The following is a 25,523-nucleotide window of genomic DNA, read 5'->3' as shown; positions in this document are numbered from 1 at the left end:
GTGCAGCTACAATCCCCACCATGAAACTCCAGTTCACCAAGATGCACGGCGCGGGCAACGACTTTGTCGTGCTCGACGGCATCCACCAGCAGATCGACCTGACCCCGGCGCAATGGCGTGCGCTGGCCAGCCGGCATTTCGGCGTTGGCGCTGACCAGATCCTGATCGTTGAAAAGCCGTCCCGCCCCGATGTCGACTTCCGCTACCGCATCGTCAATGCCGATGGCAGCGAGGTGGAGCACTGCGGCAACGGCGCGCGCTGCTTTGTGCGCTTTGTCACCGACAAGGGCATGACCGACAAGCGCTCGGTGCGCGTCGAGGTGATGAACGGCGTCATTACCCTGACGCTGCAGGACGACGGCCAGGTCACGGTGGACATGGGTGCGCCCGAACTGGAACCGGCGCGCGTGCCGTTCCGTGCCGAAGGCCTGCCCACCCGCGCGGAAGGCGCGGACACGCTCTACGGCCTGGAGGTCAACGGCCGCACCGAATGGATCTCGGCGGTATCGATGGGCAATCCGCACGCGGTGCAGGTGGTGGACGACGTGGAGAACTTCCCGGTGCTGCAGGACGGCCCGGTGGTGGAGCACCATGCCGCCTTCCCCAACCGCGTCAATGCCGGCTTCATGCAGGTGCAGGACCGCCATGCCATCCGGCTGCGCGTCTACGAGCGCGGTGCCGGCGAAACCCTGGCCTGCGGCACCGGCGCCTGCGCGGCCGTGGTGGCCGGCATCCGGCGCGGCCTGCTGGACTCGCCGGTGCGGGTGCATACCCACGGCGGCGAACTGACCATTGCCTGGGACGGCGGCGCGGAACCGGTGCGCATGACCGGCCCGGCCACCACCGTGTTTGAAGGCAGCATTGACCTGGCAGCCCTGCCGGCCTGACCATAGGGGCTGTGCGCCCCTGTCCACACGCCCCGCATTCCTTGCCGCGGAGCCCCGGCCGGGGCGCCCATTCCCTTGATCTTGCTGGTCAGACCGATGGAGCGCCCATGCCGCTGGACGATTTCCGCATTACCTCGGGCAAGCGTTTTCGCCTTGCCGGCTTCGACCCGGGCAGCAAGCCGCTGTCGTGCGGCAAGAAAGAAGAAGACCTGGCCCGCATCATCGAGCTGAGCAACGCCCTCGACGCGCAGCAGGACATCTTCTACGCCGAGCACCGGCGCAAGCTGCTGGTGGTGCTGCAGGGCATGGATACCAGCGGCAAGGACGGCACCGTGCGCGGCGTGTTCCGCAGCTTCGATCCGCTGGGCATCCGCGTGGTGGGCTTCAAGTCCCCGTCGCCGGAGGAACTCGCGCGCGACTACCTGTGGCGCATCCACCTGCAGGTACCGAAGACGGGCGAGATCGTGGTCTTCAACCGCAGCCACTATGAAGACGTGCTGATCACGCGCGTGCACAACTGGATCGACGCCGCCGAGTGCGAGCGGCGCTTCCGCCAGATCCGGGACTTCGAGTCGATGCTGACCGAGACCGGCACCACCATCGTCAAGTGCTTCCTGCACATATCCCGCGACGAGCAGAAGGCACGGCTCGAAGCGCGCCTGGCAGACCCGGATAAACACTGGAAGTTCGACACCAACGACCTCGCCGAGCGCAAGCACTGGAAGGCCTACATGGACGCCTACGAGGCTGCCATCATGGCGACCAGCACGCCCGAATGCCCGTGGTACGTGGTGCCGGCCGACTCCAAGACACACCGCAACCTGATGGTGGCGGAGATCCTGACCAAGGTCTTCGAGGACCTGAAGCCGGCCTACCCGCCCGCCCGGCCGGAACTGGCCAGTATCAAGGTCGACTGAGCCGCCCGGCCGCCTCAGCCACCGTTGCCGCGGTGCACGTCGTGCGTGACGAAGGGGTGCTCGCGGCTGGGCATCGCCAGCCATTGCGGGTGGCGCAGGGTCTGGCGGATATCGTCCAGCCCGCTGGTCCAGTGCTCATGCATGGTGAGCGCGCCGAACTGGTAGTCCTTGGCCAGGTTCTCGAACGACTTGTCGCGGTAGATCAGCTGGATCACGTTGCGGCGCGCGTCGCAGGCCTGCTCCGCCGCGCGGCGGTACCAGGCGTTGTCGCGCTTTGACGGCGGCACCAGCGCCATCACCTCGTTGAGCATGCGCCGCATGTTCTGCTGCTCGCGCATGTAGTCGGTAATGGCCCGCGTGCGGCTGGAATACTGGATGTCCTTCTGGCGCTCGGCCACGTCGACCAGGTCGTGCGGCAGCTTGCCGCGCGCGCTCCACAGGTCGACCTGGAAGATCAGCGCATCGCGCCGCGGCTGCGCGGTCAGCACCTCGGCCAGCGGTGTGTTCGACACCAGCCCGCCATCCCAGTAGTACTCGCCATCGATCTCCACCGCCGGAAAGCCCGGCGGCAGCGCGCCCGAGGCCATGAAATGCTCGGGGCAGAGCTTGTCGCGGGTATTGTCGAAGTAGGCGAAATTGCCGGTGCGCACATTGACCGCCCCCACCGAGACGCGCATCAGGTCGGGGCGGTGGTTGATCAGGTCGAAGTCGGCAAAGCGCTCGAGCGTCGCCTTCAGCGGCGTGGTGTCGTAGAAGCTGACATGGCTCGGGTCCGAGTAGCGCGACATCAGCTCCGGCCAGCCGCGCGGCTGGAAGAAGCCACGCTGGCCTTCCAGCATGGCACGCGCCGCATGCAGGCCATCGAACCAGATCCGCATCGGCTCGGGCCAGCCTTCGGCATGGTCGGCGAACCAGGTGTGCGACAGGCTGGGCAACCACGGCTGCGCGCAGATGTACTCCCAGAAGGCGCGCAGTTGTTCCACGCGGCGCTGGGGCGGATTGCCGGCGATGATGGCGGCGTTGAGCGCACCGATCGAGATGCCGGCAACCCAGTTCGGGTAGATGCCGCCCTCGGCAAGGCCCTGGTACACGCCGGCCTGGTAGGCCCCGAGCGCGCCGCCGCCCTGCAGCACCAGCGCGCGCACGGCATAGGCCTCGTGCGCCGGCCGGTCCGGGGCCTTGGCGGCCCGGCGCACCGGCTTGCGCGGCTGCACCTGCGCGCCGCGCTCGGCCAGCGAATCGCCATTGCCGGCCGATTCCGCCCTTGTGGATGGCGTTGCCGCCTGCTGCCCTGCCCGTTCCTGCCGCTCTTTTGCCGCCACGCCGCGCCCCCTCCCAGTCTGAAAGTCAGCCGTCCGCCCGCTGTCCGCGGATTGGGCACCGGTGTCCGGCGCCCATGTTCATCAACGGATTCAGACGCCGTAGCGCTGACGATAGGCCGCCACGGCCTGGCGCGAAGCCCCCAGCGCCGGGTCCTGCGACGCATCCAGGTACGCCAGCAGGTCCTTCAGGCTGGCGATCGCGATCACCGGGATGCCGAATTCGCGCTGCACGTCCTGCACGGCGGAATGGGTGCCGACCTGCTCGGCGGTACCGCTCTTTTCCATGCGGTCCAGTGCGATCAGCACCGCGGCCGGCTCGGCGCCGGCGGCGCGGATCATGTTTACCGATTCGCGCACCGAGGTACCGGCGGAGATCACGTCGTCGACGATGACCACCTTGCCCTGCAGCTTGGCCCCGACCAGGGTGCCGCCTTCGCCGTGGTCCTTGGCTTCCTTGCGGTTGTAGGCGAAGCCGACATCACGTCCCATGCCCGCCAGCGCCACCGCGGTGGCCGACGCCAGCGTGATGCCCTTGTAGGCCGGCCCGAACAGCACGTCGAACTGCACGCCCGAGGCCAGCAGCGTTTTGGCATAGAATTGCGCCACCTCGCCCAGCATCGCGCCCTGGTTGAACAGGCCCGCGTTGAAGAAGTAAGGCGACTTGCGGCCGGCCTTGGTGACGAACTCGCCAAACGACAGCACGCCCGCATCGAGCGCAAAGCGGATAAAGGTCTGGCTGAGGTCGGCCCCCGCGGGCGGTTTCTGCTGCGTCATCATTTCTCTCTGAATTCAAAATTTCCCCGAATGTTACGGATTATCAGCGCCAACCTCAACGGCATCCGCTCCGCGTCGAAGAAGGGCTTTTTCGACTGGATGGGCAAGCAGGACGCAGACATGGTCTGCGTGCAGGAACTGAAGGCACAGGCCGCCGACATGACGGAAGCGTTCCTTGCGCCACATGGCTACCACGGCTATTTCCATTACGCCGAGAAGAAGGGCTACAGCGGCGTAGGCCTCTACACGCGGCATCAGCCCGAGCGCGTGGTTACCGGCTTCGGCATTCCCGAGTTCGACAACGAAGGCCGCTATGTGGAAGTGCAGTACCCGCACCTGGCGGTGATCTCGGTGTACGTGCCGTCCGGCTCCAGTGGCGAGGAGCGCCAGCAGGCCAAGTTCCGCTTCATGGAGTCCTTCCTGCCGCACCTGCTGCAACTGAAGGCAAGCGGGCGCGAGATCGTGCTGTGCGGTGACGTGAACATTGCGCACAAGGAAATTGACATCAAGAACTGGAAGGGCAACCTGAAGAACTCAGGCTTCCTGCCGGAAGAACGCGCCTGGATCGGCGAACTGTTCGACACCCACGGCTATGTCGACGTGTTCCGCAAGCTGGACCCGCGCCCTGACCAGTACACGTGGTGGAGCAACCGCGGCCAGGCCTACGCCAAGAACGTCGGCTGGCGCATCGACTACCACCTTGCCACGCCCAGGATCGCCGACACCGCGCATCTTTGCTCGATCTACAAGGACGAGAAGTTCAGCGACCACGCGCCGCTGTCGATCGACTACGACTATCCGCTCTGAGCACTGCGCTTACGCCGCCCGAATCTCTTCGAGTAGTTCCGGGTGGCGGTCAAGCAGCTTGAGCAGCTTGACCAGCGCCAGCGGCGGCTTGGTCCGGCCGGTCTCGTAGCGCGAGAACGCGTTGACCCCGCCGCCGAAGATCTCGGCAGCTTCGCGCTGGTCGAGGCGGAGTTTCTTGCGCACGCCGGTGATATAGGCCGGATCGACAAGCGAGGCGTTGACCTGCTTGTTGAAGGCGAGCATCGCATCGCTCACCCAGTCGCTGTCGCGAGGCAGCACGCCCTCGCCGCACTTGGGACACCATTGCCCCGGCACATCGCGAATTACGGTTGTTTCACCACGATACGTATAAGGCATGTCGCGAATCCCCGCCTCGAGATCCGCGCCACCGCACTCAGGACACTTCATCTGGCCTCTCCTTTGACTGTCTGCGCCGCTGCTACCTCAACTTGAAGGAAACGACCCGCACCTCATCGGTGACCGTGAGCTTCACATTCAAGGCGCCTTGCGGCGTGACAGGCCTGTAGACGTCCTGCCAAACCCTGTGGTCTTCATACGTTGTCATGCTCTTGTAGAAGTCCGCCGGACCCAGCTGCATCAGGATTTCGCGGACACCGCTCCATCGCAGACCCATCATCGCCGCATGGGAATAGGCCGCAAACGTCATTTCCATCTTGCCGGCTGCCAGCAATGCCTTCACGTCCCATAGCCTGTAATGCGCCGCCCCCTTTTCCATGCAAATTAACCCACTTGGTTAAATCCTGCAAGCCCGGAACTGTGCCAGATCGCAACAAATCCCATCGGTACAAACCCCTGCGATCAGCCCCCATCCCCGCTACAATGCAGGTTCCCTACCGCATGCGGCAGGGGACATTTCGCATTTCCCGCACTTCATTGAGTGAGTCAGCCATGGTTTTCAAAGTGTTCGTCGATGGTCAGGAAGGCACCACCGGTCTCCGGCTGCTTGACTATCTTTCCGGCCGTTCCGACGTGGAACTGCTGCGCATTGCCGATGACAAGCGCAAGGACCCGGCCGAACGAGCACGATTCCTGAACGCCGCCGACGTCGCTTTCCTGTGCCTGCCCGACGTGGCCTCGCGCGAGGCGGTGTCGCTGGTGACCAACCCGAGCACCTGCGTGATCGACGCCAGCACGGCGTTCCGCACCACCGACAGCTGGGCCTACGGCCTGCCCGAGCTGGCGCGCGGCCAGCGCGAGAAGATCCGCGCCAGCAAGCGCATTGCGGTGCCGGGCTGCCACGCCAGCGCCTTCGTGCTGGCGGTGCGTCCGCTGGTGGACGCCGGCGTGCTGCCGGCCGACTATCCGGTTTCGGCGTTCTCGCTGACCGGCTACAGCGGCGGCGGCAAGTCGATGATTGCCGAGTTCGAAGCCGGCGGTAACCCGAAGCTGGACAGCCCGCGCCCGTACGCGCTGGGCCTGGAACACAAGCACCTGCCCGAGATGCGCGTGCAGGCCGGCCTGGCGCAGGCGCCGGTCTTCAACCCGATCGTCGGCAACTTCCTGAAGGGCCTGGCGGTGACGGTGCCGGTGTTCACGGACCGGCTGGCGCGCAAGGTCAGCCCCGAGCAGATCGTCGAGATCTACCGCAAGCACTATGAAGGCGAGCAGTTCGTGCGCGTGATGCCGTACAACAGCGCCGACAACCTCGATGGCGGCTTCTTCGACGTGCAGGCCAACAACGACACCAACCGGGTCGACCTGTTCGTGTTCGGCAATGCCGAGCGCCTGAACCTGGTGGCCCGCCTGGACAACCTGGGCAAAGGCGCGGCCGGCGCGGCGGTGCAATGCATGAACGTGCATGTGGGCGCCGACGAGGCCACGGGGCTGCGCGCCTGACTCAGCGGCAAGCCCTGAATGAGGAAAAAGCCGGCATTGCCGGCTTTTTTCATTTGCGCCAGCGGACCGCTCAGCGTTGCAGCGGCTTCTGCCGGTCGTCGTCGCCGCTGTCCACCGGCGCGCCGCCCAGGCCCGCCATGTTGGCGCGGTATGGCGGCAGCCTCTCCACCGTGGTATTGCTCGCGCGCGCATAGAGCGGCAGCACCTCCGGCAGGTGCTTCTCCAGGTCGGCGATGCGGCTGCGCCCGGACGGATGCGTGGACAGGAACTCGGTGCCGGACTGGCTCACCTTGCCCATCTTCTGCCACAGCGACACCGCGGCGCGCGGATCATAGCCGGCGCGCGCGGCGATATCCATGCCGATCAGGTCCGCCTCGGATTCATCCGCACGCGAGAAGCGCAGCGTCAGCAGGTGGGCGCCGGTGCCGAGCGCCATATTGCCAAGGTTGCCGAAGCCGAACAGCTGCGAGATCACGTTGGCGCCGAGGTTGGTGATCTCGGACTTGGCGGCGCGCTCGCGCGCATGCTCCTGCAGCGCGTGGGCGATCTCGTGGCCCATCGCCATGGCGATCTCGTCGTCGGTCAGCTTGAGCTGGTCGAGCAACCCGGTATAGAAGGCGATCTTGCCGCCCGGCATGCAGAACGCATTGACCTGCCTGGAGCCGATCAGGTTGATCTCCCACTGCCACTGCCGCGCGCGCTCGTTCCAGCGTGCGGTCTGCGGCAGCAGCCGCTTGCCGATCGTGCGCAGGCGCACCAGCTGCGGGTTGTCGGCGGCGGCCAGTGCATGCTTGGCGATGGCTTCCTGCTTGAGCTGCTCATATTCTTGCGCGGCCTGCTGCTCGATGGCCTCGACCGGCACGATCTTGCGCACGGCCGAGCCGCTGCGGTCCAGCCGGATGCCGCCAGCCTCGCTGTCCTGCGCCTGGGCGGGCAGGCACCAGGCCATGGGCGCCGCCACCGCGGCCAGCGCCAGCGCGCGCACCAGCCGGTCACGGGTAGGACGCTGAACACCTTGCAGGCGGCGGAGCATTTGCGGTTCCTCGGACGCAGTGGAAGACCAGGCAGGCGGATCGGTGATCCGCGGCAACGATGCCGTGCCGCATGTGGCGGGCAGGCAAACAGGTGATGCAATAATACACGGCGCCCGCGCAGCCGCGCGGCGCTTCACGCCGGCCCGTTCATGACCTTCCAGACCTACCTCGATATCTTCCGCAACCGCCGCATCGGCGCCATGCTGGCGCTGGGCTTCGCCTCCGGGCTGCCGCTGGCGCTGACCTCCGGCACCTTGCAGGCATGGATGACGGTCGAGGGGCTGGATATCAAGACCATCGGCTTCTTCTCGCTGGTGGGCCAGGCCTATATCTTCAAGTTCCTGTGGGCGCCGCTGATGGACCGCTACACGCCGCCGCTGCTGGGGCGGCGGCGCGGCTGGCTGCTGGTGACGCAGGTGGGGCTGGTGCTGGGCATCGCCGGCATGGCCTTCTGCCCGCCGCGCGAGGCGCTGTGGACGCTGGCCGCGCTGGCCACGCTGGTGGCCTTCCTGTCGGCCTCGCAGGACATCGTCTTCGACGCCTACAGCACCGACGTGCTGCGCCCGCCCGAGCGCGGCGCCGGCGCGGCGGTCAAGGTGTTGGGCTACCGGCTGGCGATGCTGGTTTCGGGCGGCCTGGCGCTGTGGCTGGCCGACCGCGTGCTGGGCTGGCAGCAGACCTACCTGCTGATGGCGGCACTGATGGGCGTGGGCATCGTCACGCTGCTGTGGGCGCCGGAACCGGACGTCCCCGCGCGCGCGCCGCGCTCGCTGGAAGAGGCGGTGGTAGGGCCGCTGCGCGACTTCTTTGGCCGCCAGGGCGCATGGTGGCTGCTGCTGCTGATCGTGCTGTACAAGCTCGGCGACGCCTTTGCCGGCAGCCTGTCGACCACCTTCCTGATCCGCGGCGTGGGCTTCTCGGCGGGCGAGGTGGGCATCGTCAACAAGACCCTGGGGCTGGCCGCCACCATCATCGGCGCGCTGTTCGGCGGCACGCTGATGGTGCGCCTGGGCCTGTACCGCTCGCTGATGCTGTTCGGCGTGCTGCAGGCGGTGTCTAACCTGGGCTACTGGATCCTGGCGGTGACGCCGCCGCACCTGTGGACCATGGGCGCGACCATTGCGGTCGAAAACCTGTGCGGGGGCATGGGCACGGCGGCCTTCGTCGCGCTGCTGATGACGCTGTGCAACCGCTCGTTCTCGGCCACTCAGTACGCGCTGCTGTCGGCGCTGGCGTCGGTGGGCCGGGTCTACGTGGGGCCCTCGTCGGGCTATATGGTCGAGGCCTGGGGCTGGGCGCCGTTCTACCTGGGCACCGTGGTGGTGGCGCTGCCCGGCGTGATGCTGCTCTGGGCCATGCGCCACACCGTGCATCGCTACGAGGCCCAGGCGCGCGAAGCGATCGCCTGAGCCCGCGCCTGCCTCATTCCTTGTAGTAGACGACCTGATGCGAGCTGGCGATCAGCTCGCCGCCGGCACTCCATAGCTGCGCGCGCTGGTCGAAGAAGCCCTGCCTGAACACCTGCGCCTGCGCGCTGGCCAGCACGTGGCTGTCGCCCAGCGCAGCCAGCGTGGCCGCATCGGCATGGAAATAGGTGGTCATCGAGACCGTGCCGGCCGGTACGAAGCCCGCGCGCTTGAGGAAGATGCGCGGGTAGAAGCTGTCGGCCCAGGCCGCCACCGCGGCAAAGTCCGGCGTGCGCGCCGGCGCGTCGCGCAGCCAGAACTGCGTCAGGCTGTCCGGGTGCTCGGTGCCGGCCTCGGCAGTCGGCTTGGCGCCGCGCACCGGGCGCATGTCGTAGGACTTGAGCCAGCGCACCGGCGCAAACCCGCTCATGGGCGGGAGGGCGTCGGCCGCCGGCACCTCCGGCATCAGCGCCTCGCCGCAGGCCCAGGTCTCGCGGCGCACCGCAAACATGGCGGTGGCGGTGGTGGCCACGGCATCGCCCTGACGCAGTTCCAGCGTCCAGTGCTGGGTCGAGCGGTTGGTGCGCACCGGGCGCGCCTCGATCTCGAACGGCCCCTCGGCGATCGGCCCGGCAAAGTTGACCGTCAGCGAGACCGGGTCGCCCAGGCGCTGCGGATGGTCCAGCGCCGCCTGCAGCAGCGTGGCGGCGGTGATGCCGCCGAACGGGCCGATCATGTTCCAGTACTCGGGCGTGGTGCGGCCCAGGAAGCGGTGCTCGCCGGCCGGCTCCAGCGCCAGCGCGTCGTCAAAGGGATGGAGCGGGCTGGCGGCGGTGGCCGCCTGGGTCTGGGGCGCAGTGGACATGGCTGGTATGGGTTGGTGACTCGCAGGGAATAGCACGATCGTTCGATGCGCTGCCTACACTAACCGTAGTCAGCGTTCGGGTCAAGACGTCAATCCTCCAGCCGCTGGCACCGTGGCGCCCGCATCAGCCTTGCACCCGCCGCCGCAGCGGCAGGCTCCAGCCCAGTTGGTTAGCGACCACGCCCAGCAGCACCAGCGCCATCCCGGCGATCTGCAGCGGACCCAGCACGACGCCGAACACCATCACGTCGATCACGATCGCCACCAGCGGATAGATGAAGGACAGCGTCGCGATCGACACCACGTTGAGCCGCTGGAACGCGCCATACAGCAGCGTGTACATCACGCCCGTATGCACCAGCCCCAGCGCCAGCAGCGCGGCCCAGGTGCTGGTGCCATAGCTGCCGGCCGCGGGATGTGCCAGCGGCGCCAGCATCAGCACGCCCAGCACCATCTGCAGCCCGGCAATCTGGCCTGGCGGAATCGCCTGCAGCCGCCGCGTGGCCAGGGTCGTCACCGCATACAGCAGTGCCGCCAGCAGGCCCAGGCCGATACCGGCCAGCATCGCAGTGCCAGTGGCGCCATGCTCAAGCCCGGTGATCAGCATCACCCCGGCAAAGGCCAGCACCAGCCACGGCAGTCGTGCGAACGGGAACGGCTCGCGCTGGATCACCGAGGTCAGCAGCAGCAGGAAGAACGGCTGGGTGTGGTAGACCACCGTGGCAATGGCGATGCCGCTGTACGCATACGCCGAGAACAGCGCCAGCCAGTTGAGCACCAGTGTGACGCCGCCCAGCGCCAGCCAGCCAAGCTGCGCGCGGCTCATCCGAACCCAGCCGCGCTGCAGCGTCAGCACGCCCAGCAGCGCCGCGCCGCCGAACAGGCAGCGGAAGAAGACCACATCGAGCGGCGGCTGGCCGCTGGTGACCACGAACCAGCCGATGGTGCCAGACAGCAGCATGGCCGCGACCATGCGCCAGGCGCCGCCTGGCAAGGGTTGTTGCGAGGGCATGACGGACTCCGGTCAGACAATGGCCGCATTGTTCCATCATGCGATCTGCTCAACAATCTCGTCAGAGATCAATTAGTATTTGATTTAAAGTCAAAAAAAGAGGACGTGCCATGCCGGATATGCCACTTAATGCGATGGCCGTGTTTGCGCGCGTGGTCGAGTGCGGCAGCTTCTCGGCTGCCGCACTCGACCTGGGCATGACGCCGTCGGCGGTCAGCCGGCACGTCTCCCGGCTGGAAGCCACGCTCGGCGCCAGCCTGCTGCAGCGGACCACGCGCGCCTTTGCACTGACTGAACTGGGCCAATCGGTCTACGCCGCCTGCGCCCGCATGACCGCGGCAGCGCGCGACGTCACCGCGCTGGCCGGTGAGCACGGCGGCACGCCGCATGGCGTGCTGCGCGTGAGCGCGCCGGTCTCGTTCGGGCAGGCCTGGCTGGCGCCGCGGCTGCCGGCGCTGCTGGCCAGATACCCGGGGCTGGACCTGCAGCTGACGCTGGCCGACCGCATGGTCGACCTGGTCGAAGAAGGGATGGACGTGGCCGTACGCATCGCGCGCGAACTGGCACCCGGGCTGGCCGCGCGCCCGCTGCGCGAGGTGCGCTACCGGCTGGTGGCCTCGCCCGGCTACCTGGCCCGCCACGGCACGCCGGCCACGCCCGCCGACCTGCCCGCCGCACGCTGCCTGTACCTCGGCTACGGCAACTTCGGCGAGCGCTGGGCCATGCGCCACCAGGCCAGCGGCGAGAAAGTGGAGGTGCGCATCCCGCCGCGCCTGACGCTGAACAACAGCCTGGCGATCATGAGCATGGTGGAGCGCGATGCCGGCATCGGGCTGGTGCCGGACTTCTCATTGGGCGATGCGCTGGACCAGGGCCGGGTCGTCACCGTGCTGGCCGACTGGGACATCCTCGAGCCCTACATCGGCACGGCCTACGCGGTCTACACGCCCACCCGGCATGTACCGCCCAAGGTGCGCGCCTTTGTCGATCATCTGGCCGGCACCGCCGGCGACGCGCCGCGCTGACGCCTCAGGCCGCGCAGACCCGGTACACCGCCAGGCTGCCGCGCCAGTTGCCGCCCCAGTTGACGGTCACGCCCTCGTGCATCACCACGCGGTCGATCACGCGCAGGCCGACCTTGGGCGCCAGCGCCTCGAAGTCGCTGATGGTCAGCACGCGCACGTTGGGCGTGTTGTACCACTGGTAGGGCAGCGATTCCGACACCGGCATGCGGCCGCGGAACACCGACAGCCGGTGCGGCCAGTAGCCGAAGTTCGGGAACGACACGATGCACTCGCGCCCCACCCGCAGCGTGTCGCGCAGCACCTGCGCGGTGTTGTGGATGGTCTGCAGCGTCTGCGACAGGATCACGGTGTCGAAGCTCTTGTCCTCGAACAGCGCCAGCCCGCCCTCCAGGTTCTGCTGGATGACATGGACGCCCTTCTGCGCGCACGCCAGCACGCCTTCGTCGCGGATCTCGATGCCGTAGGCCTGCACGTCGAGCTCGTCCTGCAGCACGCGCAACAGGCTGCCGTCGCCGCAGCCCAGGTCGAGCACGGTGGAATGGGGTTCGATCCAGCGCGCGATCGCGCGGAAGTCGGGGCGCAGCGCCAGGATATTGGGATTGGCCAGGGCGTTCATGCGCCGATCTCCTCTGCGATGCGGTCGTAGTAGGCGCGCATCAGGTTGTGATAGCGCGGGTCGTCGAGCAGGAAGGCGTCGTGGCCGTGCGGCGCATCGATCTCGGCGTACGAGACCGGGCGCTTGTTGTCCAGCAGCGCCTTGACCAGCTCGCGGCTGCGGCTGGGCGCGAAGCGCCAGTCGGTGCCGAAGCTCGCCACCAGGAAGCTGGCCTGGGTCTGCGCCATCGCGCGCGTCAGGTCGCCGCCGAAGGCCAGCGCCGGGTCGAAGTAGTCGAGCGCGCGCGTGATCAGCAGGTAGGTGTTGGCGTCGAAGTACTCGGCGAACTTGTCGCCCTGGTAGCGCAGGTAGCTCTCCACCTGGAACTCGACATCGAAGGAGAAGCGGATGTCGTCGGTCTTCAGCTCGCGGCCGAATTTCTCGGCCATGTCCTCGTCCGACAGGTAGGTGATATGGCCGATCATGCGCGCCACGCGCAGGCCGCGCTTGGGCTTGACGCCATGCGCGTAGTAGTTGCCGCCGTGGAAATCAGGGTCCGACAGGATGGCACTGCGCGCGACCTCGTTGAAGGCGATGTTCTGCGCCGACAGCTTGGGCGTGGACGCGACCACAATGCAGTGGCGCAGGCGTTCCGGGTACAGCAGGCTCCAGGCCACCGCCTGCATGCCGCCCAGGCTGCCGCCCATCACCGCGGCGAACTGCGTGATGCCGAACGCGTCGGCCACGAGCGCCTGCGCATTGACCCAGTCCTCCACCGTCACCACCGGGAACGCCGCGCCGTAGGGCGCGCCGGTGGCCGGGTTGAGGCTCATCGGTCCGGTCGAGCCGAAGCATGAGCCCAGGTTGTTGACGCCGATGACGAAAAAGCGATTGGTATCGAGCGGCTTGCCGGGCCCGACCATGTTGTCCCACCAGCCCACGTCGCGCGGGTCTTCCGCATAGACGCCGGCCACATGGTGCGAGGCATTGAGCGCGTGGCACACCAGCACCGCGTTGGAGCGGGCCGCATTGAGCGTGCCATAGGTCTCGACCATCAGGTCGTAGCCGGCAATGGACGAGCCGTTGCGCAGCTTCAGCGGCTCGGCAAAGTGCATGCGCTGCGGCGCAACCACGCCGACCGAATCGGGCGGCAGGTCGAACGCGGCAGGCGCGGCGGTCGGCAGGGCGACATCAGTCATGGAATCCGGCCCGTGGCGAACGGGCATAAAAAAACCCGACCGGCATTTGCGTATGAAGCGTCGCAGCCAAGTCGGGATTCACTGGATTCCTTGCGGGATTCCGCGTGCCGGCGCCATCCACTACCGTGGTGGCATGGGGCGCCGACCCAACCTCTTTAGCCGCATTTATAGTGGCAACCCGGAACTTGGTCCCTTGGCTGCCGCGCGCCCGCAAGCCAGTCATCAAATCGGCGCGACCGGGCAATTATAGAGCAATCGGCCCGGCATGTTGTTTTCAGCCCAGCAAGACCCGCAGATGCGCCTCGGCATAGTGCGACGGCGACTTGCGGAAGCCGCTCTTGGCGTAGCGGTGCCACTGCCCCTGCACCGCCGCCATGATCAGCGCCGCGCGCGCCGGGATGTCGGCGTCCGCCGGGAACGCGGCCTGTGTCACCGCCATCTTCAGGCACTGGCGCAGCGAGGCCTCGATGCGGTCCACCACCTGGTTAATGCGCTCCTGCAGGCGTTCGTGCTCGCCCACCAGCGCCTCGCCGGTCAGCACGCGCGTCATGCCCGGGTTCTTCTCGGCAAACGACAGCAGCATGCGCACGATGGCATGGGCCTGGCGCAGGCCGTGCTCTTCCTTGTCGGTGATCTGGTTGATCAGGCCGAACACGGTCTGCTCGATAAAGCCGATCAGGCCCTCGTACATCTGCGCCTTGCTGGCGAAATGGCGGTACAGCGCCGCCTCGGACACGCTCAGGCGCGCAGCCAGCGCCGCCGTTGTGATCTTCTCCCCGCGCGGGTGCTCCAGCATGGTGGCCAGCGTCTGCAGGATCTGCACGCGGCGCTCGCCCGGGCGCGGACGCTTGCGCACCTGCGTGGCCGGCGGCTGGCCTCCGTCCTGCGCATCCTGCGCACTGCCTGAAATGACCGCCTCTGGCTCGCGCCCGTTGCTTTGCGTCATGACCCGATTCTCCGCATTCGTCGTTGGAGTTGATGCATCGATTGTACTTTTATGTCCACATAGGCCGGCCGGTTCGGCACGCGGGCGCGCACGCGCCGCACGTTGTCGGGCTGCGCCTGCGGTGCCTGGGTCTCCGCGGCCACCAGCGTCACCGACTGCTCCTGCGCGGCGTGGCCGACATGGCGCCGGTCCTCCGCCTCCAGCGTCGAGCGTACCGCGGCATCGCGCCGGCTGCCGTCATCGCGCACCGCAGGCACCTCATGCGGGCGCGGTGGCGCGATCGTGCGCAGGTAGCCCGTCACCCACGCGGTGCGGATGCCGGTGCCGGCATAGCGCTTGAGGTGCGACACGGTGTCTTCCACCAGCACCGCGCGATGTGGCGCGATGCGGGTCTGCACCAGCAGCCGGCGCAGCATGCGGCGGTCCGGCTTGGGCCGCAGGTGGCCATGCACCCACATCTGCTCGATTGCCACCACGCGCTCGAAGCAATGCCGTATGCCCGCTATCTCCAGCACCGCCCGCGCGTAGTCCTGCGGCGCATTGGTGACCAGGATCTTGCGCCCCGGCAGGCGCCGCAGGTGCGCGGCCAGCCCGCGCCGCACCCGCACCATGTCGGCCAGCGCCGGGAATTCATGCGCGGCGCGCAGGAAATCAGCCGGATCCACGCCGTGGTGCCGGATCATGCCGAGCAGCGTGGCGCCGTAGCGCTGCCAGTAGTCCACGCGCACGCGGCTGGCGGTGGCCTCGTCGCAGCCGAGCACGCGCGCCACGTAGTCGGTCATCAGCCGGTTGATGGCCGGGAAGATCGCGTGCGAGGCGTCGTGCAGGGTGTTGTCGAGATCGAACAGCCAGACCGTATTGCCCGAGGTATTGCCCGCGGGGTGGCGGCAGAGGCGAGCGCGGACACGGCGCGGAGAACGAAGACTGGAAGGCACGCCGGGCAACTCGGAGGGTGATGGGATGTCCGGGGCGGCCGGCCGCTGCCGGCACCGCCCCGAGGCTCCGCTCAGTGCGAGCGGATCATGGTGCCGAAGGCCTGCTCGGTCAGGATTTCCAGCAGCAGCGAATGCTCGATGCGGCCGTCGATGATGTGCACCGAATGCACGCCGCTCTTGGCCGCATCCAGCGCCGACGAAATCTTCGGCAGCATGCCGCCCGAGATGGTGCCGTCGGCGAACAGCTCTTCGATCTCGCGCGCGGACAGGTCGGTCAGCAGGTTGCCCTTCTTGTCCATCACGCCCGGGATGTTGGTCATCATCACCAGCTTCTCGGCCTTCAGGATCTCGGCCATCTTGCCGGCAACCACGTCGGCGTTGATGTTGTAGGCCTGGCCGTCGTCGGAGAAGCCGATCGGCGAGATCACCGGGATAAAGGCGTCGTCCTGCAGCGCCTTGACCACCGCGGGGTTGATCGCCTCGATGTCGCCGACGTAGCCGATATCGATGAACGCCCCCGGGTTCTCGCGGTCGGGCATCTGCAGGCGCTTGGCGCGGATCAGGCCGCCGTCCTTGCCGGTCAGGCCCACGGCCTGGCCGCCGTACTGGTTGATCAGCATCACGATGTCCTGCTGGACTTCACCGCCCAGCACCCACTCGACCACTTCCATGGTCTCTTCGTCGGTGACGCGCATGCCCTGCACGAAGGTGCCGACCTTGCCGACCTTCTTCAGTGCCTCATCGATCTGCGGGCCGCCGCCGTGCACCACCACCGGGTTCATGCCGACCAGCTTGAGCAGGATCACGTCGCGCGCGAAGCCATGCTTGAGCTTCTCTTCGGTCATGGCATTGCCGCCGTACTTGACCACGATGGTCTTGCCGTGGAACTTGCGGATATACGGCAGGGCCTCGGCGAGGATCTCGGCTTTCAGCGCGGGAGCAATGGCGGCCACCGTGGTTGCGGCAGGCCCGGGGTTGTCGGCGTTCATGGGGGACATCCGTGAGAATCAACAGGTATGATGGCTAATCGGCCACGTAGCCAGGGATAACCAACGGGGATCGCCCGAAAGTGCGCCATCCGGCCATGGCAGGCGCCGATTTTACAAGAAACCGCGCGGGGCGCGAGTCAACCGGCCGAACGTGGTCCCGCGAACCGCCTGCAAGCGCCCCACGGGGCACCAACGCGTTCCGTCCACGCAACAACGTGCCGCCACCACTCAGCCGTTTGGCCTGCGCCGCGGCACAGCGTTCCCCATCTTGACCATCATGCCCGCCGCCAGCCGCCTCTTGCCAGCCCGGATCCCCGATTTCCCGCCAGCGCCGGGAGACCTGCCATGAGCGACGCCTCGACCGTGCTGACCGGCCAGCTGCGCCCGGTCGAACATTGCAGCCGCTGCGGCGCGGGCTTTGTCTGCGGCTACGTGGCGGGGCTGCCCGAGTGCTGGTGCGCCAGCCAGCCGCTGCTGCCGGCGCGGCGCATCGTGCCGGGCCAGCACTGCCTGTGTCCGGCCTGCCTGGCAGCGCGCCGGCAAGCGGCTCAGGAACCAGATTCCGCCGCTGGCTGAGGCGCCGGCCCGGGCCCTGCGGCGCTGCCCCACTGCATCACCAGCATCCCCGCCACGATCAGCGCCGCGCCCGCCAGCCGCGCCGGCGTGAGCGCGCGCACCGCAAAGCCGGCCAGCCCGAACTGGTCCACCAGCAGCGCCGCCAGCACCTGGCCCGCCACCACCGCGGCGATAAAACCCGCGGCGCCCAGCTTCGGCGCCATCATCAGCGCGGCCGAAATATAGAACACCCCCAGCACCCCGCCGATCCAGAGCCAGCCAGGCGCACGCGCCAGTGCCGCTGGCGCCGGCAGCGGCACGCGCATCAGCCACAGCACGGGCAACAGCGCCGCCAGGCTGACCAGCAGCGACACCAGCGTGGCCGACAGCGGATGCCCGAGCGTGCGCCCGAGGGTGGCGTTGGCGCCGGCCTGGAAGGGGATCGCCGCGCCGGCCAGCACGGCCGTGCCAAGCGGCAGCCAGAGTGAAACCGGGAGGGAAAACGGCAACTGGGTGCCTGACATGAAGCGCTCCATAGGGCAAGATGCGATGCCAGCAGTTTGAAATATCGCAATGCGAATTTCCAATTCTGCTTTCGTACGTTTATTATTCGCCGAATGAATAGCCTACGCGGAATCGACCTCAACCTGCTGGTGGTGCTCGAAGCACTGCTGGCCGAGCGCCATATCTCCCGCGCCGCGCTGCGGCTGCACCTGAGCCAGCCGGCGGTCAGCCACGCGCTCGGGCGCCTGCGGCAGCTGCTCGACGATCCCATCCTGGTGCGCGGCAAGGGCGGACTGGTGCTGAGCGCGCGCGCCCATGAGCTGTCCGGCCCGCTGGCCGAGGCGCTGGCGCAGGTGCGCATCCTGCTGGGGCCGAGCGGCTTCCAGCCAGCCACCGCGCGGCGCAGCTTCCGCCTGGCCATGTCCGATTACGGCGCGCTGGTGGTGCTGCCGCGGCTGCTGCGCGCGGTGCGCAAGGCCGCGCCCAATATCGACCTGGTGGTGTCGCAGGCCAGCCGCGAAGGCATGACCGCCCAGGTCGCCGATGGCGAGATCGACATGGCGCTGGGCGTGTTCACCCACCAGCCCGAAGGCGTGAAATCCGCGGAGCTGTTCTGCGAGAGCTATGCCTGCGCGGTGGATGCCGCCACCGTGCGCGACACCGGCCGGCTCGACCAGGTGGCCTACCTGGCGCGCTCGCACGTGCTGGTGGCCACGCACAGCGAACGCATGGACGCGATCGACACCGCGGTGGCCAAGCTGGGCGGACGGCGCAAGATCGCCTGCGTGGTGCCGCACTGGAGCGTGGCGCCGGCGCTGATCGCCGGGACCAACCTGGTGCTGACCACGGCGCGGCGCAGCCTGGCCGCGCTGGAAGAGGACCCGCGCTACGCCGTGTTCGCGCCGCCGTTTGCGCTCGACGACTTCACCTTCAGCATGATCTGGCACGAGCGCACCGAAGCCGATCCCGCCCACGCCTGGCTGCGCGAGCGCGTGCTGGCCGCGGCGGCCAGTCAGGAATCGGAAGAGCCGATCAGCTTGCGCGGCTGACGGCGCCCCCCCGGCTTGGCTGGCGCCGGGGGCTGGGCATCACGGCGCTGCGCGGGAACAGCAGGTGGCCTGGCGGGGCGCGTGTCCCCGCGAAAGACCAGCTTCTGCCGGGTGCCGTGCTGCTTGTTGGCCATGATGGCGGGATGGGTGGATGGACGAGGCCGGGCCCCGTCAGGCGCTCAGTGCTTGTGTTCGCCGTGGCCGCCGCTCGCGCCGGCGGCAGCGGGCACCATGTCGCGCACTTCGGCCGTGACCTTCTGCTCGATCACCTTGCCGCCCTGCTCGATCTTCAGCGTGATGGGCACGGTGTCGCCCTTCTTGAGCTGCGACTTCAGGTCCATCAGCATCACGTGGTAGCCGCCCGGCTTCAGCTCGACGTCCTTCATCATTGGCAGGTCCAGCGACTTGACCTGGCGCATGCGCATCACGTTGCCTTCCATCTTCATCTCGTGCAGCTCGGCCGCGGCCACCGGCGACGACACGCCGACCAGCTTCGCGTTGTCGTGCGCGTGCAGCACCATGAAGGCGCCGGAGGCAGTCTGGGTCGGCACCGTGCCGCGCACCCAGGCGTTGCTGACATCGACCTGGGCCAGCGCGGCGCCGGACGCCAGCGCGGCGGCGAGGGCGACCGATGCGGCCAGGGTGGCCGAGCGGAATTTGGCTTGCATGAAAGGCTCTCCTGAAAGCAAACATTAGACCATGGCGATGCCCGCCCGTGCATGCCCCAGGCAACCCCGCCATGCGGCGCACAGCCGGCTAGTCTGGCAGCCCGACCGGCGCGGCGCCAATGCGGCAAGGTGTCGCACGCACCGGTGCCCCGCGGCCGCATTGATACACTCGCGCCATGACCACCGCCGCAGCCGTGACCCGCTTGCCCGACCTCCCCTTCCTGTCGCCACTGCCGGCGGGCACCTCCGCCCGCCATGGCCAGGTGACGCTGCGCCGGCTGTTCTGGCTGCGCTGGGCATTGCTGGCGGGACAGGCGCTGACCGTGCTGAGCTGCGAGCCCATCGCCGGCATCCGCCTGCCCTACGGGCCGCTGCTGGTGGTGTTCGGCCTGCAGGCGCTGTTCAACCTGCTGACCGGCCTGCGCCTGCGCCAGCACACGCGGCGCAACAGCGCCCCCGGCGAGGCCGAGCTGATGGGCCAGCTGCTGGTGGACCTGACCGCGCTGTCGGCCATCCTGTTCTACACCGGCGGCGCGACCAACCCCTTTGTCTCGTTCTACCTGCCGGGGCTGGCCATTGCCGCCGCCATCCTGCCGTGGCGCCAGGTGATCGCGCTGGCGCTGTACGCGCTCGCCTGCTACACGCTGCTGCTGTTCGAATATGTGCCGCTGGACCTGCACAACCCGGACAACGCGGTGAACTACCACCTGGCCGGCATGTGGCTGAACTTCGTCGCCAGCGCGGTGATGATCGCGCTGTTCGTGGCGCGCCTGTCCGGCGTGCTGCGCCAGCGCGAGGCGCAGCTGAACCTGGCACGCGAGCAGCTGCTGCGCGAGGCGCGCGTGGAAGACCTGAACGGCCAGGCCGCCGCGGTCGCGCATGAGATCGGCACGCCGCTGGCCACGCTGGCGGTCATCGCCGGCGAGCTGCGTGCCGATGCCTCCGACGCGGGCCGCGGCACCTCCGCAATCAACAGCTACCTGCCCGACCTGCAGACCATGGAGCAGCAGCTGGCGCTGTGCCGCACCACGCTCGCGCGCCTGCGCGAAGACCCGGCCACGCTGGCGCCGCAGCGCATCGACGGCTGGCTGCCGGCCTTTGCCGAGCGCTGGCAGCTGCGCCACCCCAACGCCAGCCTGCAGGCCAGCGCCACGCCGGGCGCCGGCGCGCAGGCGGTGGAAACCGCGCGCGTGGGCCAGATCCTGACCATCCTGCTGGATAACGCCGCGCGCAGCCAGCAAGCCGCCGGCCGCGGCCAGGAGCCGCTGCAGCTGCAGATCGCCATGGCGCCCGGCAATACCGCGCCGTGGCTGTCGTTCCGCATCGCCGACCACGGCGACGGCATTCCCGAGATGCTGCGCGGCCAACTGGGCGAAACCCCGGTGGCCAGCCAGCACGGCGGCCAGGGCATCGGCCTGTACCTGGCGCAAAGCGCCGCCCGGCAGATGGGCGGCGAGCTGGCCTGGCATGACCGCGCCGGCGGCGGCACCGTTGCCGAGTTGCGCCTGCCCGCGCTGTCCACCCTTTCCGCATCCGCCGCCGCCACGGCACCACGAACCCCATGACCGACACCCTCACCCCGGTACCCGAAGCCACCGCACCGGCTGGCACGCCCTTCCTGGTCATCGACGACGACGAAGTCTTTGCCGGCACCCTGGCCCGCGCGCTCACGCGACGCGGCTATGCCGTGCAGGTGGCGCACGACGGCCGCACCGCACTGGCGCTGGCATCACGCATCGAGTTTGCCTATGTCACGCTGGACCTGCACCTGGAGCCGCCGCCGGACGCCGGCAGCACCGTGCCCGCCGAATCGGGGCTGCAGCTGGTGTCGCCGCTGCGCCAGGCGTTGCCGGACGCACGCATCCTGATCCTGACCGGCTACGCCAGCATCGCCACCGCGGTGGCGGCGGTCAAGCAAGGCGCGGACGAATACCTGGCCAAGCCGGCCAATGTCGATTCGATCCTGACCGCGCTGATGGCGGGCGTGTCCGAAGATGCGGCGCAGGCCGCGCTGGAAGAGCCGGTGCCGCTGTCGGTGGCGCGGCTGGAATGGGAGCATATCCAGCGCGTGCTGGCCGAGCATGACGGCAATATCTCCGCCACGGCACGGGCGCTGAACATGCACCGGCGCACCTTGCAGCGCAAGCTGGGCAAGCGGCCGGTGTCGCGGTAATTGCCGCGGCGATAAGCGAAAAGGCCGCGCCTGTGCGCGGCCTTTCACATGCCCAATGGCAAGCGCCATCCAGGTTACAGGCGCAGCTGGACATAGTCCCAGTCCAGGCCCTCGGCGCTGTCCTGTGGCGTGCTGCCTTGTGCGATGCGCATGGCGTCGCCGGCATGGCGGTCTGCCAGCGTGAACAGCGCGCCCGAGTCCAGCGCCAGCGCCGCCGCCGCGGCAGCGGCCGCACCGACCGTGCCCGATTGCGCGGCTTCGGCAGCCGGAATGGCCGGACGCACACACAGGAACGCGGTTGCCGCCGCCAGTGCGGCCAGCAGTCCGCCCGTGGCGAGCACTACGCGCCGGGTCTTGTAGTTGACCATCTGATTTCTCCTGCCAGTGAGTTGATGGGGATGCGGTGGCTCCCGCACCGGTCAATCGACCGTCAAGGTGCGCAAGGGTCGCATCGGCCGGCAGGGGCGCGCCAGCGGGCTTACCAATGCTTACGATGGTTACCGGGGTGTGGCAGGTGGAAACGCATGGACATGAAATACGTCCCGTGCGGGTGATGGGCATGTGAGGCCTTCGCGCACGGTGGTTTTTGGCTTGGTGCCATTACGGTTGGGTGTCGCGCTTGGCACCCATCCAAAAATCACGAGCTCCCGAATACCCACAAAAAAGGCGCACCACGGTGCGCCTTGCATCGTATCCCGGCCCCTTTACAGGACGTAACGCGACAGATCCTCGTTCCCGGCCAGATCCCCAAGCCGCTCGTCAACATATGCCGCATCGATCGTCACAGTCTCGCCCGACGACCTGGTGGCGTGGAAAGACAGGTCCTCCAGCAGCCGCTCCATCACCGTGTACAGGCGCCGCGCGCCGATGTTCTCGACCTTCTCGTTGACCGAGAAGGCGATCTCGGCCAGCCGGCGGATACCGTCCGGCGCGAACACCAGGTTGACCTCTTCGGTGTTCAGCAGCGCCTGGTACTGCTTGGTCAGGCTGGCATCGGTCTGCGTCAGGATCGCCTCGAAGTCCTGCACGGACAGCGACTCCAGCTCGACCCGGATCGGGAAGCGGCCCTGCAGCTCGGGAATCAGGTCGCTCGGCTTGGACAGATGGAACGCGCCCGAAGCAATGAACAGGATGTGGTCCGTCTTGATCATGCCGTACTTGGTGTTCACCGTGGTGCCTTCCACCAGCGGCAGCAGGTCGCGCTGCACGCCCTGGCGCGACACCTCGCCGCCGCCGACATCGCTGCGGCTGGCGATCTTGTCGATCTCGTCCAGGAACACGATGCCGTTTTGCTCGACATTGGCAATGGCCTTGTGCTTGAGCTCCTCGTCATTGACGAGCTTGGCGGCCTCTTCGTCGATCAGCAGCTTGAAGGCTTCCTTGACCTTCATCTTGCGGCGCGCCTTCTTGCCCTGGCCCAGCCCGGCAAACATGGTGCGGATCTGCTCGGTCATGTCTTCCATGCCCGGCGGGCCCATGATGTCCATGCTCGGCATGCCGGCGGAGAGTTCCAGCTCGATTTCCTTGTCGTCGAGCGAGCCTTCGCGCAGCTTCTTGCGGAACACCTGGCGCGTGTTGGAATCCTTCTCTTCCGGCTGCGCGAAGCCGATATCGCGCGCCGGCGGCAGCAGCACGTCGAGCAGGCGGTCCTCGGCCGCGTCCTCGGCCTTGGTGCGCACCTTCTTCATCTCGGACTCGCGCGTCTGCTTGATCGCCATCTCGGCCAGGTCGCGCACGATGGTGTCGACATCGCGGCCGACATAGCCCACCTCGGTGAACTTGGTGGCCTCGATCTTGATGAAGGGCGCGTCTGCCAGCTTGGCCAGGCGGCGCGCGATCTCGGTCTTGCCGACCCCGGTCGGGCCGATCATCAGGATGTTCTTGGGAGTGATTTCCTGGCGTAGGGGCTCGGCCACCTGCTGGCGGCGCCAGCGGTTGCGCAGCGCCACCGCCACGGCCTTCTTGGCCTTGTTCTGGCCGATGATGTGCTTGTCGAGTTCGGAAACGATTTCCGACGGGGTCATGGTGTGCGACATGGTATCCGTTCAGTGGGGGCGCGCCGGCCTGCGCGGTGGCCGGCCTGCGCTTATTCCAGCGTCTCGATGACGAAGTTGGTGTTGGTGTAGATGCAGAGCTCGCCGGCAATGGTCAGCGCCTTCTCGACCACGTCCTTGGGGGCCATTTCGGTGTTCTCGACCAGCGCCTTGGCGGCAGACTGCGCGTACGCGCCGCCCGAGCCGATCGCGGCGATGCCGCCCTCGGGGTCGAGCACGTCGCCGTTGCCGGTGATGACCAGCGTGGTGTCGCGGTCGGCGGTGATCAGCATGGCTTCCAGCCGGCGCAGGGCGCGGTCCGAACGCCAGTCCTTGGCCAGGTCGACCGCGGCACGGGTCAGGTTGCCCTGGTACTTTTCCAGCTTGGCCTCGAAGCGGTCCAGCAGCGAGAAGGCGTCGGCGGTGCTGCCGGCAAACCCGACCAGGACCTTGCCGTTGTAGATGCGGCGCACCTTGCGCGCGGTGCCCTTCATCACGATATTGCCGAGCGTGACCTGACCATCACCGCCGAGTGCGACCTGATTGCCGCGGCGGACGCTGACGATGGTAGTGCCGTGATACTGTTCCATGGTGGCTTCCGTGAATATGTCAGGACCGTAGTTGGCGACGCCCCCGGCCGGTTTCAAGGCCTGTGGCGTGCTTCGGGAAGCGCCGCCCGGTCTGACCCAATATAGGATGCCTGCCGGCAGGCTGCCGGACGCCCCGCCAGAAAACAAGAAGGGCCATGCGTTGCCGCATGGCCCTTGTCCGGCACGCGCGGGCCAGGGCCCGCGCGCCTTATGTATCACACCGCCTGATCAGTCGGCGTATACGCCGGCCTTCCTGATCACCGGCGTCCACTTGTTGATTTCGGCGCTCAGGTAGTTGCGCAGAGAATCCGGCGTGGCGCGCTGCGCCGACACCGCTTCGGCGCCCAGCTCGGCCATCTTGGCGCGGAAAGCCGGGTCGGCCACGGCCTTCTGCAGCGCCGCCGACAGCTTGTCGATCACCGGCTTGGGCGTGCCCTTGGGCGCGTACATGGCGTGCCAGACCTTCACTTCCACGCCCGGCATGCCCTGCTCGGCCGCGGTCGGGACATCCTTGAACGCTTCCACGCGGCGTGCCTGCATGGCCGCGTACGGCTTGACCGAGTGGGCCTTGAGATGGCCGGCAAGATTGGTGGTCTGGTCGCACAGCAGGTTGACCTGGCCGCCCAGGATATCGGTCAGTGCCGGCGCAGCGCCCTTGTACGGCACGGTGGTCAGCTCGGTCTGGATCGCGCTCTGGAACAGCAGGCCGCACAGGTGCGAGGCCGAGCCGATGCCGGCATTGGCCAGCGACAGCTTGCCGGCGTTGGCCTTGATGTACGGCAGCAGGTCCTTGAAGGTGTTCGGCGGCAGCTGCTTGTTGCCGACCAGGATCATCGGCACGTCGGCGATTTCGCCGATCATCTCGAAGTCCTTGAGCGGATCGAAGCCCAGGTTGCGGTACAGCGCCGGGGCCGTGGCCATGCCGATATGGTGGATCAGCAGGGTGTGGCCGTCGTTCTTGGCCTGGGCCACCTTCTTGGCGCCGATGGTGCCGCCGGCGCCGCCCAGGTTTTCGATCACGATGGTCGTGCCCAGGTGCTTGGACATGATCGCGGTCAGTTCGCGCGAGACCTTGTCGGTCGGGCCGCCCGCGGAGAACGGCACCACCGCCGACACCGGCTTGCCGCCCGGGAATTCCTGCGCGTACGCGCCCGTCGCCACACCCAGCGCACTGACTGCCAGCGCGCCCGCGACCATCTTTACCACTCGTTTCATGCTCTCTTCTCCTGGTTCCCTTCAATACCCGTCTTGCAATGCGTTGCCGCCGGCCCGGCCCCTGCTTGTGCGGGGCGCATCTGGCGCGGTCGCTGTGGCCGCGCTCTTGGACCATGCCGGCTGGCTCGGCTGCCCTGCCGTAAACGGCAAGGGCGGGCCTTGATGT

28 protein-coding genes are annotated in these 25,523 nt (G+C 67.8%); 10 read left to right on the top strand and 18 right to left on the bottom strand.

The window, feature by feature from the left end:
- Positions 1–20: 20 nt before the first annotated feature.
- Both dapF and AC3WLF_RS16650 read left to right on the top strand, forming a co-directional pair.
- Positions 21–887 (top strand): diaminopimelate epimerase, encoded by an 867-nt coding sequence (dapF, locus tag AC3WLF_RS16655; RefSeq protein ID WP_492321166.1) that lies wholly within the window; start codon positions 21–23, stop codon positions 885–887.
- A gap of 107 nt (positions 888–994) precedes the next feature.
- Positions 995–1,804, top strand: a complete 810-nt coding sequence (locus tag AC3WLF_RS16650; RefSeq protein ID WP_492321165.1) for a polyphosphate kinase 2 family protein — start codon at positions 995–997, stop codon at positions 1,802–1,804.
- A 14-nt stretch (positions 1,805–1,818) separates the two neighbouring features.
- Here AC3WLF_RS16650 and AC3WLF_RS16645 read toward each other — a convergent pair whose 3' ends face one another.
- Complete coding sequence (locus tag AC3WLF_RS16645) at positions 1,819–3,126, bottom strand: patatin-like phospholipase family protein (protein ID WP_492321164.1); 1,308 nt, start codon at positions 3,124–3,126, stop codon at positions 1,819–1,821.
- A gap of 90 nt (positions 3,127–3,216) precedes the next feature.
- A complete protein-coding gene (gene pyrE, locus AC3WLF_RS16640) occupies positions 3,217–3,903 on the bottom strand; it encodes an orotate phosphoribosyltransferase (protein ID WP_492352866.1) in 687 nt (228 codons plus the stop codon).
- A 27-nt stretch (positions 3,904–3,930) separates the two neighbouring features.
- Between pyrE and AC3WLF_RS16635 the strand changes: the two genes are divergently transcribed.
- Complete coding sequence (locus AC3WLF_RS16635; RefSeq protein ID WP_492321162.1) at positions 3,931–4,707, top strand: exodeoxyribonuclease III; 777 nt, start codon at positions 3,931–3,933, stop codon at positions 4,705–4,707.
- Positions 4,708–4,716: 9 nt separating this feature from the next.
- Here AC3WLF_RS16635 and AC3WLF_RS16630 read toward each other — a convergent pair whose 3' ends face one another.
- Positions 4,717–5,115: a type II TA system antitoxin MqsA family protein gene (locus AC3WLF_RS16630; protein ID WP_492358512.1), complete on the bottom strand. Its 399-nt coding sequence runs from the start codon at positions 5,113–5,115 to the stop codon at positions 4,717–4,719.
- Between the two features lie 31 nt (positions 5,116–5,146).
- Positions 5,147–5,443, bottom strand: coding sequence for a type II toxin-antitoxin system MqsR family toxin (locus AC3WLF_RS16625; RefSeq protein WP_492358511.1), 297 nt, complete (start codon positions 5,441–5,443; stop codon positions 5,147–5,149).
- 173 nt (positions 5,444–5,616) lie between these two features.
- Here AC3WLF_RS16625 and argC point away from each other — a divergent pair, with 173 nt between their 5' ends.
- The gene (argC, locus tag AC3WLF_RS16620; RefSeq protein ID WP_492358510.1) at positions 5,617–6,564 is read left to right on the top strand and encodes an N-acetyl-gamma-glutamyl-phosphate reductase; all 948 of its coding nucleotides are present in this window, start codon (positions 5,617–5,619) and stop codon (positions 6,562–6,564) included.
- A gap of 70 nt (positions 6,565–6,634) precedes the next feature.
- On the opposite strand, the gene AC3WLF_RS16615 is transcribed toward argC, so the two are convergent.
- On the bottom strand, positions 6,635–7,597 hold the full coding sequence (locus AC3WLF_RS16615) for a M48 family metallopeptidase (protein WP_492321158.1): 963 nt from the start codon (positions 7,595–7,597) through the stop codon (positions 6,635–6,637).
- Positions 7,598–7,747: 150 nt separating this feature from the next.
- Here AC3WLF_RS16615 and AC3WLF_RS16610 point away from each other — a divergent pair, with 150 nt between their 5' ends.
- Positions 7,748–9,007 carry a muropeptide transporter gene (locus AC3WLF_RS16610; RefSeq protein WP_492321157.1) on the top strand — a complete coding sequence of 420 codons (1,260 nt, stop codon included), beginning with the start codon at positions 7,748–7,750 and terminating at the stop codon, positions 9,005–9,007.
- A gap of 13 nt (positions 9,008–9,020) precedes the next feature.
- Here AC3WLF_RS16610 and AC3WLF_RS16605 read toward each other — a convergent pair whose 3' ends face one another.
- Entirely contained in the window at positions 9,021–9,869 is an 849-nt protein-coding gene (locus tag AC3WLF_RS16605; protein ID WP_492321156.1) for an acyl-CoA thioesterase, read from the bottom strand.
- Positions 9,870–9,993: 124 nt separating this feature from the next.
- Complete coding sequence (locus tag AC3WLF_RS16600) at positions 9,994–10,881, bottom strand: DMT family transporter (protein WP_492352869.1); 888 nt, start codon at positions 10,879–10,881, stop codon at positions 9,994–9,996.
- Positions 10,882–10,991: 110 nt separating this feature from the next.
- Here AC3WLF_RS16600 and AC3WLF_RS16595 point away from each other — a divergent pair, with 110 nt between their 5' ends.
- A complete protein-coding gene (locus AC3WLF_RS16595; RefSeq protein ID WP_492321155.1) occupies positions 10,992–11,906 on the top strand; it encodes a LysR family transcriptional regulator in 915 nt (304 codons plus the stop codon).
- A 4-nt stretch (positions 11,907–11,910) separates the two neighbouring features.
- Here the strand turns inward: AC3WLF_RS16595 and metW are convergent, their stop codons facing one another.
- The 5 genes from metW to argB all read right to left on the bottom strand — a co-directional run bounded on the left by metW (position 11,911) and on the right by argB (position 16,570).
- The gene (gene metW, locus AC3WLF_RS16590; RefSeq protein WP_010813300.1) at positions 11,911–12,522 is read right to left on the bottom strand and encodes a methionine biosynthesis protein MetW; all 612 of its coding nucleotides are present in this window, start codon (positions 12,520–12,522) and stop codon (positions 11,911–11,913) included.
- Complete coding sequence (gene metX, locus AC3WLF_RS16585) at positions 12,519–13,700, bottom strand: homoserine O-succinyltransferase MetX (RefSeq protein ID WP_011614402.1); 1,182 nt, start codon at positions 13,698–13,700, stop codon at positions 12,519–12,521. The genes metW and metX overlap by 4 nt, the downstream gene beginning before the upstream one ends.
- Before the next feature lie 274 nt (positions 13,701–13,974).
- Positions 13,975–14,646, bottom strand: coding sequence for a nucleoid occlusion factor SlmA (gene slmA, locus AC3WLF_RS16580; RefSeq protein WP_492321154.1), 672 nt, complete (start codon positions 14,644–14,646; stop codon positions 13,975–13,977).
- Complete coding sequence (locus tag AC3WLF_RS16575) at positions 14,643–15,581, bottom strand: pyrimidine 5'-nucleotidase (RefSeq protein WP_492321153.1); 939 nt, start codon at positions 15,579–15,581, stop codon at positions 14,643–14,645. Before AC3WLF_RS16575 ends, slmA begins: the two co-directional genes overlap by 4 nt.
- A gap of 71 nt (positions 15,582–15,652) precedes the next feature.
- A complete protein-coding gene (gene argB, locus AC3WLF_RS16570; protein WP_010813296.1) occupies positions 15,653–16,570 on the bottom strand; it encodes an acetylglutamate kinase in 918 nt (305 codons plus the stop codon).
- Positions 16,571–16,915: 345 nt separating this feature from the next.
- Between argB and AC3WLF_RS16565 the strand changes: the two genes are divergently transcribed.
- Positions 16,916–17,146 (top strand): cysteine-rich CWC family protein, encoded by a 231-nt coding sequence (locus AC3WLF_RS16565; RefSeq protein ID WP_492321152.1) that lies wholly within the window; start codon positions 16,916–16,918, stop codon positions 17,144–17,146.
- Here AC3WLF_RS16565 and AC3WLF_RS16560 read toward each other — a convergent pair.
- Positions 17,119–17,649 carry a DMT family transporter gene (locus tag AC3WLF_RS16560; protein ID WP_492321151.1) on the bottom strand — a complete coding sequence of 177 codons (531 nt, stop codon included), beginning with the start codon at positions 17,647–17,649 and terminating at the stop codon, positions 17,119–17,121. The two genes, AC3WLF_RS16565 and AC3WLF_RS16560, sit on opposite strands and share 28 nt — an antisense overlap.
- A gap of 93 nt (positions 17,650–17,742) precedes the next feature.
- On the opposite strand from AC3WLF_RS16560, the gene AC3WLF_RS16555 reads away from it, so the two are divergent.
- On the top strand, positions 17,743–18,678 hold the full coding sequence (locus tag AC3WLF_RS16555; protein WP_492321150.1) for a LysR family transcriptional regulator: 936 nt from the start codon (positions 17,743–17,745) through the stop codon (positions 18,676–18,678).
- 179 nt (positions 18,679–18,857) lie between these two features.
- Here AC3WLF_RS16555 and AC3WLF_RS16550 read toward each other — a convergent pair whose 3' ends face one another.
- Entirely contained in the window at positions 18,858–19,346 is a 489-nt protein-coding gene (locus AC3WLF_RS16550; protein WP_492320730.1) for a copper chaperone PCu(A)C, read from the bottom strand.
- A gap of 176 nt (positions 19,347–19,522) precedes the next feature.
- Between AC3WLF_RS16550 and AC3WLF_RS16545 the strand changes: the two genes are divergently transcribed.
- Both AC3WLF_RS16545 and AC3WLF_RS16540 read left to right on the top strand, forming a co-directional pair.
- Entirely contained in the window at positions 19,523–20,911 is a 1,389-nt protein-coding gene (locus AC3WLF_RS16545; protein WP_492320731.1) for an ATP-binding protein, read from the top strand.
- On the top strand, positions 20,908–21,519 hold the full coding sequence (locus AC3WLF_RS16540) for a response regulator transcription factor (protein WP_011614398.1): 612 nt from the start codon (positions 20,908–20,910) through the stop codon (positions 21,517–21,519). Before AC3WLF_RS16545 ends, AC3WLF_RS16540 begins: the two co-directional genes overlap by 4 nt.
- A gap of 74 nt (positions 21,520–21,593) precedes the next feature.
- Here AC3WLF_RS16540 and AC3WLF_RS16535 read toward each other — a convergent pair whose 3' ends face one another.
- The 4 genes from AC3WLF_RS16535 to AC3WLF_RS16520 form a co-directional block, all read right to left on the bottom strand.
- Positions 21,594–21,887 carry a hypothetical protein gene (locus tag AC3WLF_RS16535; protein WP_436220631.1) on the bottom strand — a complete coding sequence of 98 codons (294 nt, stop codon included), beginning with the start codon at positions 21,885–21,887 and terminating at the stop codon, positions 21,594–21,596.
- Between the two features lie 336 nt (positions 21,888–22,223).
- The gene (gene hslU, locus AC3WLF_RS16530) at positions 22,224–23,555 is read right to left on the bottom strand and encodes an ATP-dependent protease ATPase subunit HslU (RefSeq protein WP_492320732.1); all 1,332 of its coding nucleotides are present in this window, start codon (positions 23,553–23,555) and stop codon (positions 22,224–22,226) included.
- 50 nt (positions 23,556–23,605) lie between these two features.
- A complete protein-coding gene (gene hslV, locus AC3WLF_RS16525) occupies positions 23,606–24,142 on the bottom strand; it encodes an ATP-dependent protease subunit HslV (RefSeq protein ID WP_010813287.1) in 537 nt (178 codons plus the stop codon).
- Between the two features lie 228 nt (positions 24,143–24,370).
- The gene (locus tag AC3WLF_RS16520) at positions 24,371–25,357 is read right to left on the bottom strand and encodes a tripartite tricarboxylate transporter substrate-binding protein (RefSeq protein ID WP_492320733.1); all 987 of its coding nucleotides are present in this window, start codon (positions 25,355–25,357) and stop codon (positions 24,371–24,373) included.
- Between the last annotated feature and the right edge of the window lie 166 nt (positions 25,358–25,523).

The sequence above is a fragment of the Cupriavidus sp. FW306-01-F10A genome (assembly GCF_058782785.1).
The sequence above is the reverse complement of the archived record's forward strand: the minus strand, read 5'-3'. Positions and strand labels throughout refer to the sequence as shown.

What these genes read in the sequence shown, in the direction of transcription:
- metX (WP_011614402.1), bottom strand. Translation starts at nt 13,700, where the DNA reads ATGACTGATGTCGCCCTGCCGACCGCCGCGCCTGCCGCGTTCGACCTG.
- AC3WLF_RS16650 (WP_492321165.1), top strand. Translation starts at nt 995, where the DNA reads ATGCCGCTGGACGATTTCCGCATTACCTCGGGCAAGCGTTTTCGCCTT.
- slmA (WP_492321154.1), bottom strand. Translation starts at nt 14,646, where the DNA reads ATGACGCAAAGCAACGGGCGCGAGCCAGAGGCGGTCATTTCAGGCAGT.
- AC3WLF_RS16625 (WP_492358511.1), bottom strand. Translation starts at nt 5,443, where the DNA reads ATGGAAAAGGGGGCGGCGCATTACAGGCTATGGGACGTGAAGGCATTG.
- AC3WLF_RS16550 (WP_492320730.1), bottom strand. Translation starts at nt 19,346, where the DNA reads ATGCAAGCCAAATTCCGCTCGGCCACCCTGGCCGCATCGGTCGCCCTC.
- AC3WLF_RS16560 (WP_492321151.1), bottom strand. Translation starts at nt 17,649, where the DNA reads ATGTCAGGCACCCAGTTGCCGTTTTCCCTCCCGGTTTCACTCTGGCTG.
- argC (WP_492358510.1), top strand. Translation starts at nt 5,617, where the DNA reads ATGGTTTTCAAAGTGTTCGTCGATGGTCAGGAAGGCACCACCGGTCTC.
- AC3WLF_RS16615 (WP_492321158.1), bottom strand. Translation starts at nt 7,597, where the DNA reads ATGCTCCGCCGCCTGCAAGGTGTTCAGCGTCCTACCCGTGACCGGCTG.
- argB (WP_010813296.1), bottom strand. Translation starts at nt 16,570, where the DNA reads ATGAACGCCGACAACCCCGGGCCTGCCGCAACCACGGTGGCCGCCATT.
- AC3WLF_RS16535 (WP_436220631.1), bottom strand. Translation starts at nt 21,887, where the DNA reads ATGGTCAACTACAAGACCCGGCGCGTAGTGCTCGCCACGGGCGGACTG.
- AC3WLF_RS16600 (WP_492352869.1), bottom strand. Translation starts at nt 10,881, where the DNA reads ATGCCCTCGCAACAACCCTTGCCAGGCGGCGCCTGGCGCATGGTCGCG.
- pyrE (WP_492352866.1), bottom strand. Translation starts at nt 3,903, where the DNA reads ATGATGACGCAGCAGAAACCGCCCGCGGGGGCCGACCTCAGCCAGACC.
- AC3WLF_RS16605 (WP_492321156.1), bottom strand. Translation starts at nt 9,869, where the DNA reads ATGTCCACTGCGCCCCAGACCCAGGCGGCCACCGCCGCCAGCCCGCTC.
- AC3WLF_RS16520 (WP_492320733.1), bottom strand. Translation starts at nt 25,357, where the DNA reads ATGAAACGAGTGGTAAAGATGGTCGCGGGCGCGCTGGCAGTCAGTGCG.
- AC3WLF_RS16635 (WP_492321162.1), top strand. Translation starts at nt 3,931, where the DNA reads ATGTTACGGATTATCAGCGCCAACCTCAACGGCATCCGCTCCGCGTCG.
- AC3WLF_RS16555 (WP_492321150.1), top strand. Translation starts at nt 17,743, where the DNA reads ATGAATAGCCTACGCGGAATCGACCTCAACCTGCTGGTGGTGCTCGAA.
- dapF (WP_492321166.1), top strand. Translation starts at nt 21, where the DNA reads ATGAAACTCCAGTTCACCAAGATGCACGGCGCGGGCAACGACTTTGTC.
- metW (WP_010813300.1), bottom strand. Translation starts at nt 12,522, where the DNA reads ATGAACGCCCTGGCCAATCCCAATATCCTGGCGCTGCGCCCCGACTTC.
- AC3WLF_RS16540 (WP_011614398.1), top strand. Translation starts at nt 20,908, where the DNA reads ATGACCGACACCCTCACCCCGGTACCCGAAGCCACCGCACCGGCTGGC.
- hslV (WP_010813287.1), bottom strand. Translation starts at nt 24,142, where the DNA reads ATGGAACAGTATCACGGCACTACCATCGTCAGCGTCCGCCGCGGCAAT.
- AC3WLF_RS16565 (WP_492321152.1), top strand. Translation starts at nt 16,916, where the DNA reads ATGAGCGACGCCTCGACCGTGCTGACCGGCCAGCTGCGCCCGGTCGAA.
- hslU (WP_492320732.1), bottom strand. Translation starts at nt 23,555, where the DNA reads ATGTCGCACACCATGACCCCGTCGGAAATCGTTTCCGAACTCGACAAG.
- AC3WLF_RS16610 (WP_492321157.1), top strand. Translation starts at nt 7,748, where the DNA reads ATGACCTTCCAGACCTACCTCGATATCTTCCGCAACCGCCGCATCGGC.
- AC3WLF_RS16545 (WP_492320731.1), top strand. Translation starts at nt 19,523, where the DNA reads ATGACCACCGCCGCAGCCGTGACCCGCTTGCCCGACCTCCCCTTCCTG.
- AC3WLF_RS16630 (WP_492358512.1), bottom strand. Translation starts at nt 5,115, where the DNA reads ATGAAGTGTCCTGAGTGCGGTGGCGCGGATCTCGAGGCGGGGATTCGC.
- AC3WLF_RS16595 (WP_492321155.1), top strand. Translation starts at nt 10,992, where the DNA reads ATGCCGGATATGCCACTTAATGCGATGGCCGTGTTTGCGCGCGTGGTC.